At 60.2% G+C, this 201-nt stretch carries 1 protein-coding gene; it reads right to left on the reverse strand.

Features of this window, described 5'->3' with window-relative positions; genetic code table 11:
- Positions 1-15 precede the first annotated feature (15 nt).
- Positions 16-201: hypothetical protein (locus DEIPI_RS40625; protein WP_027483476.1), on the reverse strand; the 186-nt coding region annotated here is incomplete at its 5' end.

Below are 201 nucleotides of genomic sequence, written 5' to 3' on the forward strand. Positions count from 1 at the left end.
ACGGACAACGTTCGTTCAATCGCCCGCGGCGAAGTTCGTGTCAATGTCGTTGCTGTCCATCAGGTACATCACGATGGTGAACGCGAAGATCGTCATGGTCGCGATGATCACCAGCAGGGACAGGAAGGACGTGTCCGAGCCACGCGCGACGCTCGCCGCGTTCGGGTCGTTGGTGTACTGGATGGCGGCCATGCCGGTGTA

The sequence above is a fragment of the Deinococcus pimensis DSM 21231 genome, from assembly GCF_000519345.1.
GTDB classification, from domain to species: Bacteria; Deinococcota; Deinococci; order Deinococcales; family Deinococcaceae; genus Deinococcus_A; species Deinococcus_A pimensis.